This window comes from Pseudomonas sp. Leaf48, assembly GCF_001421885.1.
In the GTDB taxonomy this organism is placed as follows: Bacteria; Pseudomonadota; Gammaproteobacteria; order Pseudomonadales; family Pseudomonadaceae; genus Aquipseudomonas.
This window is the reverse complement of the sequence record NZ_LMLH01000028.1, coordinates 1-11,063: the sequence shown is the minus strand read 5'-3', so window position 1 is coordinate 11,063 and position 11,063 is coordinate 1. Positions and strand designations below refer to the sequence as shown.

Sequence of the window (11,063 nt, the reverse complement as noted above, 5' to 3'; positions counted from 1 at the left end):
TGCCTAGGTGCCGAACGAGAATCAAAAAGTGATAGGGCTGGATGAAAATAATTTCGATTTATCAATTGGGTCCGTGAAAGCGTCGGCTCGGGCTCTGCGTCTTTCAGGGTTTGGCATCCACCCTGGCCGCCACCGTCACCCACCATTGAGTGTGCTGCTCGATCTGCACCGGCAAGGTCGGCAGCAGGGTATTGAGCGCCAGATCGGTGTCGTGCAGCGGGAAGCTACCGGTAATCCGCAGGTCAGCCACTTGCGGTGCGACACCCAGATGTCCGGGTCGATAACGACCGATCTCACGGACCAGATCTTCCAGTCGCGCGTTGTCCACCACCAACATGCCGCGAGTCCAGGCATCGGCGCCCATGTTCACCGCCAGAATCGGCCCCAGGCCGTTGTTGCGGATCAGTACTTGCTGGCCTTCACGCAGGATCTGTTCCTGCGGGCTGGCTTCGGCATGAGCGGCCACGGCCGACTGCAATACGCTCAAGCGCGTGCCTTGCTCTTCGCGCTTGACCAGGAAGCGCGTCCCCAGCGCGCGCATGCTGCCCTCGCGGGTTTCGACGATGAACGGCCGGGGATCGCCATGACCGGTTTCGACGAGGATTTCGCCTTCCTGAAGGACGATCAACCGCTGCCTGGCATCGAAGCGCACGTCCAGGGCACTGTGGGTGTTGAGGTTGATCAGCGTACCGTCGCTCAGGCGAAGGGTGCGCTGTTCTCCGGTGGCGGTGCGCTGGTCGGCCAGCCAATAGTCGAGCGGCAAGTAACGTTCACCGGCGAACAGCGCCAGGCCGATCACCGCAACGACACTGGCCACACCACTGCCAAGCTTGCGCACGCGCCGACGAATGCCTTCACGCGATTGCAGCAGGGCGGAGCGGGCCGGGCCGCTGGCGACGCTGAAACGCTGGTCAAGCATGCCCAGCTGGCGCCAGGCACGGGCGTGTTCTTCGTGGGCTGCGTGCCATTTGGCGAACTCTGCGCGCTGCACCGGGTTGGCGCCGTCCATGGACAGTTGCCAGGCAATCGCGGCATCCAGCACGTGCGCCGACACCGGCCTGGAATTGACCGGGCTCATGTCGGCTCACCGTATAGCGCGATGTAGCACTGGCGCATACCTTGCGCCAGGTACTGCCGCACACGAGGCACCGACACACCCAGCCGTTCAGCGATTTCGGCGTGGCCCAGACCGTCAAGGCGGTTGTAAAGGAACGCCGCCCGGGCTTTGCTCGAAAGCGTGCCGAGCAGGTTGTCGATGTTTTTCAGGTCTTCGAGGATCATTTGCTGTTCTTCCACCGACGGCTGCTCGGCTTCGGGGATCAGCATCAATTCAGTGAGGTAGGCCTGCTCCAGTGCGGCACGACGGAAATAGTCGAACAGCAGCCCCTTGGCAATCGCCACCAGGAACGCCCGCGGCTCGCGCGGCGCCTTCAGTTCCTCACGGCCCAGCAGGCGCACGAAAGTGTCCTGGCTGAGGTCTTCGGCCCGTTGCGGGCAGGCAACGCTGCGTCGAAGCCAGGCCAAAAGCCAGCCACGATGGTCGCGATACAGCGCACCGACGAGCTCACTTTGGGGGCTTGGGACTGACGACACGCAGTATCACCGATTGGGAAGTTTTAACTAACGAGAATTGTTCGCGATTGTCGCAGAGGCGAAGATTGTACGCAATTGGCGCTGGTCGGGCAGGCGTTTACGCCTCGCAATTGACGCAAATCCTGTAGGAGCGAGCATGCTCGCGAAAAACCTGAGGGCGCCGTGGGCGTCCAGGATGCCCGCGTTATCGTTGACGTGTATCGCGACGGTGCGGCGATCCGCCAGGCTCGCTCCTGCAGGACATCGGCAGCGATCAAAAAGAATGCGTATGTTGGCGGCGCTTCCACTGATTGAGCCGCTGTTGCAGATTCAACGGACTATGAATCTGTTGCTGGCGCGCCCGGCTGAACAGAATCAACGCCAGTTCGGCGGTGGCCAGGGCATCGGCGCTGGCGTTGTGGCGCTCGAAGACTTGCAGTTTGAACCAGTCGATCCATTCATCCAGACCGGCCTCGCGAATGTTGGCCTGAGGGCACAACAGCGGGGCGATGTCCGCTACGTCCAGGAACGGATGCTGCAACTTGTAGCCCAGGTGGTCCTTGAGTGCGCGGCCGAGCATGTGCTGGTCGAAGGGAGCATGAAAGGCCAGTACCGGGCTGTCCCCGACGAACTCCATGAACTCCAGCAATGCCTCGGCAGGGGCGCTTCCAGCAGCTATCGCGCTGGGGCCAAGACCATGAATCAGCACACTGGGGCCCAGCTTGCGTTCGGAGCATTGCAGGGTGCGTTCGAACTGTTGGCTGAAGTCGATCGCACCGTCCTCGATCACCACCGCGCCGATTGACAGTACTCGGTCCCTGTTCAGGTTCAGTCCGGTAGTTTCCAGATCGAGAACCACCCAGCGCTGTTCACGCAGGCTGCACTCACTTAACCCGCTCGCCGCTGGCAAGCGCTGTAGACGTTGTTGCAGATCACCGGACAGGATCGGGCCGCCAGGGCGTAACCATGAGAACAGGCTCATAGCTGATACCGCAGCGTCAGACTGCTTTGCAGGCGTTGAGCCTGGCGCAGGGACTCACGCAGGATTCGTCGATCCAGGTGGTTGAGGCTGTCAGGATCGACCCGGTTGGAGTAGGGCAGATTCTCCCGGGTCTGTAGCTGGTGTTGCTGCATGCGGGTTTGCTGAATGAAATGATAGGCCTCTTCGTAGGCAGCGCCATCGAGCGGCTCAATGACCTCTTTGGCCACCAATTGACGAAAACGCTCCAGCGTATTGTTGGCCTCGATGCCGTGGGCCAAAGCCAGTAGCCGCGCCCCGTCGACGAAGGGTGTCAGGCCTTGGGTTTTCAGGTCCAGCGTGGCTTTTTCGCCATTTTTGCGCGCCAGCACGAATTCGCGGAATCGCCCTACGGGCGGGCGATTGCGCAGCGCATTTTCGGCCATCATGCGCTGGAACAAGCGGTTGTCGCCGACCTGATCAAGAATTGCGCGACGCAACTGTTCGCAACCTTGCTCGCTGCCCCAGACCACGCGCAAATCGAAATAGATACTCGAACCCAGCAGGTTCTCCGGTGTGGCCTCCCGGATAAACGCGGCAAAACGTCGTGCCCATTCAGCCCTGGACAAACATAGCTCGGGGTTGCCCGCCATGATGTTGCCCTTGCACAGGGTAAAGCCGCACAGCGCCAGGCTTTGGTTGATCTGATGGGCGATTGGCAACAGCTTGCCGCGCACCTCGGCTGCATGCGCCGCGTCACGGGCTTCGAACAGAATGCCGTTGTCCTGGTCGGTGTGCAGCGTCTGTTCGCGCCGTCCCTCGCTGCCGAAACACAGCCAGCTGAATGGAATTCCGGGGTCGCCTTTCTCGGCCAGGGTCAGTTCGATCACCCGGCACACGGTGTGGTCGTTGAGCAGGGTGATGATGTGTGTGATCTGGGTCGAAGACGCACCGTGGGCGAGCATGCGTTCCACCAGTTGGCCGATCTCGCCGCGCAGCAGCACCAGGTTTTCCACCCGTGGCGCATTGCGAATGGTGCGCGCCAGGTGCACCAGGTCGACCCGTTGCAGGGAAAACAGGTCGCGCTCCGAAACCACGCCACACAGGCGTTGATCCTTGACCAGGCAGACGTGGGCGATATGCCGCTCGGTCATGGCAATCGCGGCATCGAAGGCGCTGTGGTCCGGCGACAGGAAGAACGGCGACGGGGTCATGTGCCGTTCGATGGCTTCACTGAAATCAGCGGTGCCGTTGGCGACCACGTGACGCAAGTCGCGCAGGGTGAAGATCCCCAGCGGTGCTTTATGTTCATCGACCACCACGATGCTCCCCACCTGCTGCTCATGCATCAGCGTCACGGCTTCTCGCAGAGGAGTGGACGGGCTGCAGCTCACCGGATGACGCATGGCCAATTCACCCAGACGGGTATTGAGCGAGTACTGGGTGCCGAGGGTTTCCACGGCTTTCTGCTGGACTTGCTGATTGACCTGATCGAGCAGGCTGCTCACGCCGCGTAGGGCAAAGTCGCGAAAAGTGCTGGAAAGGGCGAACAGTTTGATGAACGCGAGCTTATTAAGCTGTAGGCAAAAGGTGTCTTCGGCGGCGAGATGTTCGGTGCGGGTAGCCCGTTCACCCAGTAACGCGGCGAGGGGAAAACACTCGCCGGTGGTGATTTCGAAAGTGGTTTCCGTACCCCCCCTGGCCGTGTGCGGACGTTCGCCGACGACTCGACCCTGTTTAACGATGTAAAAGTGTTCAACCGGGCCGTCGGCGGGCTTGATGATGCTCTCGCCAGGGGCATAGAAACGCAGCTGACACTGTTCCACCAGATAGGCCAGGTGCCCATGTTCCATCTGATTGAAGGGCGGGAAGCGCTGAAGGAATTGCAAAGTGCCCTGGATGTTCTGCAACACCGCGGTTTTCCCTGCCTGTGTGAAGGCGTCCGCTTTACTCATAACCATTACCGCAGTCTTTTTTCGATTTATTGTTGTCGGATGACTCCGTCATGGTCGACCTCCAGGGCCGGAATGCCCATTGGACGTAAGTCTATCTAGGCACCAGGTGCGATGAAGTCGGAAAAACCTTACGTCATTGGAAGAAAAACCGCTCTGATTGCCTATTGGAAAATTAACCGACCAAGTGCACATTGGAGCTACTGCATAGCGATGTCTCACCACTGTGCCAGGCAACTGAATTGAACAGCTAGAGAACGCCATGTCCGACCACGATATTTTGAGCGACGCCGAGCGCGAGGCACTGAGTGCCGTCATGCACGAACCCGACCTGCCGCCGCAACGGGTGCTGATCGTCGACGACGATAAAGATGCCCGGGAAATGCTCCTGGAAATGCTGGCCATGGAGGGTATTCGTTGCCTGACGGCGTCCAGTGGCGAAGCCGCGCTCAAAATGCTGGAAGAAAAACCATCGATCGGACTGGTGATCACTGATCTGCGGATGGGCAATGTCGACGGGCTGGATCTGATCCGCCAGGTACGCGAGTCGGTGCGCGCGGCGTTGCCAATCATCATTGTCTCGGGCGACGCCGACGTGGAAGACGCCATCGCCGCGATGCATTTGAGCGTGGTGGACTTTCTGCTCAAGCCGATTGATGGCGATAAATTGCTGGAACTGGTCAAGCATGAGCTGGGGGTGGATTTGTAAGCCGCTAAAAGATCGCAGTAAACAAAAAAGCCCTGATCGCAAGATCAGGGCTTTTTCGTTTCCGGTGTTATCGCTTACTTAAAGGCCATTGGCAGCCTTGAACTCGCGACGACGACGGTGCAGCACCGGCTCGGTATAACCGTTCGGTTGCTTGGTGCCTTCAATCACCAGTTCGACCGCCGCCTGGAAGGCGATGTTGCTGTCGAAGTTTGGTGCCAGCGGACGATACAGCGAATCGCCGGCGTTCTGACGGTCAACCACCGGCGCCATGCGCTTGAGGCTTTCCATAACCTGTTCTTCTGTGACGATGCCGTGACGCAGCCAGTTGGCGATGTGCTGGCTGGAAATACGCAGCGTGGCACGGTCTTCCATCAGGCCGACATCATTGATGTCTGGCACTTTCGAACAGCCTACGCCCTGGTCGATCCAGCGCACCACGTAACCGAGAATGCCCTGGGAGTTGTTGTCCAGTTCGTTCTTGATCTGCTCGGCAGTCCACTGAGGGTTGACGGCCAGCGGGATGGTCAGGATGTCATCCACCGAAGCGTGGGCACGTTTGGCCAGCTCGGCCTGGCGGGCGAACACGTCAACCTTGTGATAGTGCAGCGCGTGCAGGGCAGCGGCGGTCGGTGACGGCACCCAGGCGGTGTTGGCACCGGCCAGCGGGTGAGCGACTTTCTGTTCAAGCATGGCAGCCATCAGGTCTGGCATCGCCCACATGCCTTTACCGATCTGTGCACGACCTTGCAGGCCAGTGCTCAGGCCGATATCGACGTTGGAGTTCTCGTAGGCGCCGATCCATTTTTCCGCCTTCATGTCCGCCTTGCGCACCATCGGGCCGGCTTCCATGGAGGTGTGGATTTCATCGCCCGTGCGGTCGAGGAAACCGGTGTTGATGAACACTACACGCTCGCTGGCGGCCTTGATGCAGGCCTTGAGGTTGATCGTGGTACGACGCTCCTCGTCCATGATCCCGACTTTGAGGGTGTTGCGCGGCAGGCCCAGCACGTCTTCGATGCGACCGAACAGCTCGTTGGTGAACGCCGCTTCTTCCGGACCGTGCATCTTCGGCTTGACGATATAGATCGAGCCGGTGCGAGTGTTTTTGCGCGAGGTGTTGCCGTTCAGGTTGTGCATCGAGGCCAGGCAAGTGACCAGGCCATCGAGAATGCCTTCCGGCACTTCGTTACCGTCTTTATCGAGGATCGCATCGATGGTCATCAGGTGACCGACGTTGCGCACGAACAACAGCGAACGCCCGTGCAGGTTTACCGCGTTACCGTCGACACCGGTGTAAGTGCGGTCGGCGTTCATGGTGCGGGTAAACGTTTTGCCACCCTTGGCGACTTCTTCCGACAGGTCGCCCTTCATCAGGCCGAGCCAGTTGCGGTAGATCACCACTTTGTCATCGGCATCAACAGCCGCGACCGAGTCTTCGCAGTCCATGATGGTGGTCAGTGCGGCTTCCATCAGGATGTCTTTGACGCCGGCCGCGTCGGTCTGGCCGACCGGGGTGCTGGCGTCGACCTGAATTTCGAAATGCAGACCGTTGTTTTTCAGCAGGATCGCGGTCGGTGCAGTGGCATCGCCCTGGAAACCGATCAGCTGTGCATCGTTGCGCAGTCCGGTGTTGCTGCCGCCTTTGAGGGCGACCACCAGTTTGCCGTCGACGATCTTGTAGCCGGTGGAATCGACATGGGAACCGGCCGCCAATGGTGCCGCTTCGTCAAGGAAGGCGCGGGCGAAGGCGATGACCTTGTCGCCACGAACCTTGTTGTAGCCTTTGCCTTTTTCCGCGCCATCGGCTTCGCTGATGGCATCGGTGCCGTAGAGCGCGTCATACAGCGAACCCCAGCGGGCGTTCGAGGCATTGAGAGCGAAACGGGCGTTCATTACCGGCACCACCAGTTGTGGTCCGGCCATGCGGGCGATTTCTTCGTCGACGTTTTGCGTCGTGGCCTGGAAATCGGCCGCTTCTGGCAGCAGATAACCTATTTCTTGCAGGAAGGCTTTGTAGGCCACGGCGTCATGCGCCTGACCGGCCCTGGATCGGTGCCAGCCATCGATACGAGCCTGAAAATCATCGCGTTTGGCGAGTAGGGCTTTGTTCTTCGGCGCCAGGTCATGAATGACCTTGTCGGCACCGGCCCAGAACTTGTCGGCGGTGAGGCCGGTACCGGGAATGGCTTCGTTGTTCACGAAGTCGAACAGGACTTTGGCGACCTGCAGGCCACCGACTTGAACGTGTTCAGTCATTGCTTGCCTCACTCTGCTCAGCTATTTCGCTTTTCAGCTCTTCAATTTAACAATGAAGCCTTGGGCCATTTAAACCACAAACCCGTCTACCAGTACATGCCAATCACGGGCGGCTGGGTTGGGACCAATCAACGGCTTGGGGCCTTGCTGACAGGGCTTTCAGGGTTGCAAACGTGCCTGCGGCAGACATCGATCCAACGTTATGTAGTGCGCGCTGCGGCATACTACATGATGAATTGCGGTTGTGAAAATCAGACTAATTACGTCGTTCTGCGACCCCATGACGCATTGCGGTCATGGTGCGGAACAGGATGTTCTCAAAAAACTACTGGATTGTTCCAGTTAAATATAAAAAGTTGTACACGATTTGTTGGCTGGCATTAGCTCGGCGGTGTGTCGGATCGCCAGCAAGCCGGCTCCTACGGGGGGTTGGCAATTTTTGTAGGCGCTGGCTTGCCAGCGATGGCGTCAGCCGATTCAGCGCAGAAACAACCCTTGCCTATACTTGGTTTTCTATAACAAAAGTCATGACCAGAGGGCTGCGCCATGGACCACCTCGTACTCACTGTAATCGCACCGGACAAGCCAGGGCAGGTCGAGCGCATTGCCCAGTGCATTGCCGAGCACGGCGGCAACTGGCTGGAAAGCCGCATGTCGCGCATGGCCGGGCAGTTCGCCGGGATTCTGCGGGTAGGCGTACCCGCAGAGGCCTACGATGAGTTGGTCGATGCCCTGCAAGCCTTGTCCGCCCACGGCATTCGCGTGCTGATTGCCGAAAGCGGCATTGAACAATCCTGCACCTGGAAGCCGATCGCCATGGAACTGGTGGGCAACGACCGTCCGGGGATCGTGCGCGACATCACGCGCTTGTTGAGCGAGCAGGGGGTGAACCTGGAGCGGCTCGTGACCGATGTGCGCCCGGCGCCGATGAGCAGCGAGCCGTTGTTCCACGCCGAGGCGCTGCTCGCCGTTCCACTGACGTTGTCCCTGGACGTGTTGCAGTCACGCCTGGAAACCCTGGCAGACGATCTGATGGTGGAATTGGTGCTGCGCAGCGAGCCCTGAGAGGTTATCCAAGTTAAACGTGCACCTGCCTGTGGATAAGCTGTAGAGACACCCCGCCAGCCCACGCCGGCCGGGGTTCTTCAGGATCTGATCAAAAAACCAGCAGTTTCAGGGACTTGCGCACAAACGCCGGGGATCACGCTGTGGATAACCTTGGGAAGGAACGATGCAGGCCACGTGAAACGTGGCTTGCAGAGGTTTGTGTGTTTTTTGATCAGCCGCGGCGGCGCAAGCTTACCCACGCGTCAATGCTGTAAACCGCCAGGCCCGCCCAGATAAAAATGAACGCCAGCAGCGTGCTGGATGACAAGTGTTCGCCAAACAGCAGAACGGCTTGCAACAGCACCAGCGTCGGCGCCAGGTACTGGAGAAACCCGAGGGTTGTGTAGGGCAAATGCCGTGCAGCGGCGTTGAAACAGACCAGCGGCACCAGCGTGACAGGTCCGGCAGCGACCAGCCACCAGGCTTCGGAGGTGGACCAGAATTCGGCCTGGGCACTGCTGGCGGTCGGGTTGAACAGCAACCAGGCGACGGCAATCGGTACCAGCATCCAGGTTTCCACGACCAGGCCGGGCAGTGCCTTGACCGGTGCCTGCTTGCGAATCAGGCCGTAGAACCCGAAGGTCAGCGCCAGCACCAGCGACACCCAAGGCAGGCTGCCGACTTGCCAGACCTGCTGCGTCACACCGACTGCCGCGAGGCCGACGGCAACCCACTGCATGCGCCGCAGGCGTTCACCGAGGATCAGCATGCCCAGCAGGACGTTCACCAGTGGGTTGATGTAGTAGCCGAGGCTGGCATCGAGCATGCGTCCGTTGTTCACCGCCCAGACATAGGTCAGCCAGTTGGCCGCGATCAACGTGCCGCTCAGGGCCAGGATCGCCAGTCGTCGTGGGTTGTCCCGCAACTCGCGCCACCAGCCCGGGTGCTTCCAGACCATCAGCAGCAAGGCGCCAAACAGCGCCGACCACAGCACGCGATGAACGATGATCTCCACGGCGGGAACGCTGGCAATGGCTTTGAAATAGAGTGGGAAAAGTCCCCAGATGATGTAGGCACTCAGGCCCAGAATATACCCGCGACGCGGGTTGGCGGCTTGCATGCAGAATCCTTGCTTAGGTAGCTAACAAAGAAGGGATTGTAAGGAGATTTGTCTGCGGATGCCTGACTGAATAGGTACGTTATTTGTGAACACGAATGAGTGTGGGAGCGGGCTTGCTCGCGAATACGGTTTCACATTCAACAGTCGCGCGGCCTGAAGTATCGCATTCGCGAGCAAGCCCGCTCCCACAGGGTTTCGTGTAATTCAGAAGAGTTTCAGCGGCTCTTCATTCAACGCCGCCAGCTGCTCACGCAACGCCAGAACCTGATCCCCCCAATAACGCTCCGTGCCGAACCACGGGAAGCTGCGTGGGAACGCCGGATCATCCCAGCGGCGGGCCAGCCAGGCGCTGTAGTGCATCAGCCGCAGGGCGCGCAGTGGTTCGATCAGGGCCAGTTCCCGTGGATCGAAGTCGTGGAATTCGTTGTATCCGTCCATCAACTCCGACAGCTGCCCCAGGCAGTCCTGGCGATCACCGGCGAGCATCATCCAGATGTCCTGCACCGCCGGGCCCATGCGGCAGTCATCGAGATCGACGATGTGGAACATTTCGTCACGACACATCATGTTGCCCGGGTGGCAATCACCGTGCATGCGGATGTTCTGGTGCGGTGTATTGCTGTAGGCATCTTCCACACGCTTGAGCAGGTCGCGGGCCACTGATTCGTAGGCCGGTAGCAGGCTGCGGGGAATGAAATTGCCTTCGAGCAAGGTCGCCAGCGAATCATGGCCGAAGTTTTTCACGGCCAGCGCTTCACGGTGCTCAAAGGGCTTGGTGGCGCCAACGGCGTGCAGGCGACCGAGCAATTGTCCCAGACGATACAACTGATCGAGGTTGCCGGGCTCGGGTGCCCGGCCGCCTCGACGCGGGAATAAGGTGAAACGGAAGCCGTTATGTTCGTGCAGGGTTTCACCGTTGTGAATCATCGGCGCAACGACGGGCACCTCGACCTCGGCGAGCTCGAAGGTGAACTGATGCTCTTCCAGAATCGCTTCGTTGGTCCAGCGTTGCGGCCGGTAGAACTTGGCGATCAGCGGCTCGGCGTCTTCGATGCCGACCTGGTAGACGCGGTTCTCGTAGCTGTTGAGCGCGAGAATGCGCGCGTCGCTGAGAAAGCCGATGCTTTCGACGGCATCGAGCACGAGGTCTGGCGTGAGGGTTTCAAACGGGTGGGCCATGCTGACTCCTGCGCGCAGCAGGCTGCTGCGTCCGGCCAGGCATGGTAGCGCAGACGGGCTGCTTTAGGGGCTGGGCTTGAGATATGTGGTGTCTGGGCTGACGCCATCGCGAGCAGGCTCGCACACAGGTGATCGGTGTTGTGCCGAAGTTTGCATGCACACAGACGATCCAATGTGGGAGATTCTATGGTTGAGGGGAAGCCCTCAACTGACTTTTGGCTGATATTCGCTTTGTCCTTTCAGCAAGGCGAATACCACCCGAGCAAGCTT

At 59.7% G+C, this 11,063-nt stretch carries 9 protein-coding genes; 2 read left to right on the top strand and 7 right to left on the bottom strand.

Features of this window, described 5'->3' with window-relative positions:
- Positions 1–103: 103 nt before the first annotated feature.
- The 4 genes from ASE98_RS16010 to ASE98_RS15995 form a co-directional block, all read right to left on the bottom strand.
- On the bottom strand, positions 104–1,078 hold the full coding sequence (locus ASE98_RS16010) for a FecR domain-containing protein (RefSeq protein WP_060542314.1): 975 nt from the start codon (positions 1,076–1,078) through the stop codon (positions 104–106).
- Entirely contained in the window at positions 1,075–1,593 is a 519-nt protein-coding gene (locus ASE98_RS16005; RefSeq protein WP_060542313.1) for an RNA polymerase sigma factor, read from the bottom strand. Before ASE98_RS16005 ends, ASE98_RS16010 begins: the two co-directional genes overlap by 4 nt.
- 253 nt (positions 1,594–1,846) lie before the next feature.
- Positions 1,847–2,554 (bottom strand): 3'-5' exonuclease, encoded by a 708-nt coding sequence (locus ASE98_RS16000; RefSeq protein WP_060542312.1) that lies wholly within the window; start codon positions 2,552–2,554, stop codon positions 1,847–1,849.
- Complete coding sequence (locus ASE98_RS15995) at positions 2,551–4,491, bottom strand: putative nucleotidyltransferase substrate binding domain-containing protein (RefSeq protein ID WP_060542311.1); 1,941 nt, start codon at positions 4,489–4,491, stop codon at positions 2,551–2,553. The genes ASE98_RS16000 and ASE98_RS15995 overlap by 4 nt, the downstream gene beginning before the upstream one ends.
- A gap of 253 nt (positions 4,492–4,744) precedes the next feature.
- On the opposite strand from ASE98_RS15995, the gene ASE98_RS15990 reads away from it, so the two are divergent.
- Entirely contained in the window at positions 4,745–5,191 is a 447-nt protein-coding gene (locus ASE98_RS15990) for a response regulator (RefSeq protein ID WP_060542310.1), read from the top strand.
- A gap of 78 nt (positions 5,192–5,269) precedes the next feature.
- Here ASE98_RS15990 and ASE98_RS15985 read toward each other — a convergent pair whose 3' ends face one another.
- Positions 5,270–7,447, bottom strand: coding sequence for a malate synthase G (locus tag ASE98_RS15985; protein ID WP_060542309.1), 2,178 nt, complete (start codon positions 7,445–7,447; stop codon positions 5,270–5,272).
- A 546-nt stretch (positions 7,448–7,993) separates the two neighbouring features.
- Between ASE98_RS15985 and ASE98_RS15980 the strand changes: the two genes are divergently transcribed.
- Positions 7,994–8,512 carry a glycine cleavage system protein R gene (locus tag ASE98_RS15980; RefSeq protein WP_060542308.1) on the top strand — a complete coding sequence of 173 codons (519 nt, stop codon included), beginning with the start codon at positions 7,994–7,996 and terminating at the stop codon, positions 8,510–8,512.
- Positions 8,513–8,726: 214 nt separating this feature from the next.
- Here ASE98_RS15980 and rarD read toward each other — a convergent pair whose 3' ends face one another.
- On the bottom strand, positions 8,727–9,614 hold the full coding sequence (gene rarD / locus ASE98_RS15975) for an EamA family transporter RarD (RefSeq protein ID WP_060542307.1): 888 nt from the start codon (positions 9,612–9,614) through the stop codon (positions 8,727–8,729).
- Between the two features lie 204 nt (positions 9,615–9,818).
- On the bottom strand, positions 9,819–10,793 hold the full coding sequence (locus ASE98_RS15970) for a serine/threonine protein kinase (RefSeq protein WP_060542306.1): 975 nt from the start codon (positions 10,791–10,793) through the stop codon (positions 9,819–9,821).
- Positions 10,794–11,063 lie beyond the last annotated feature (270 nt).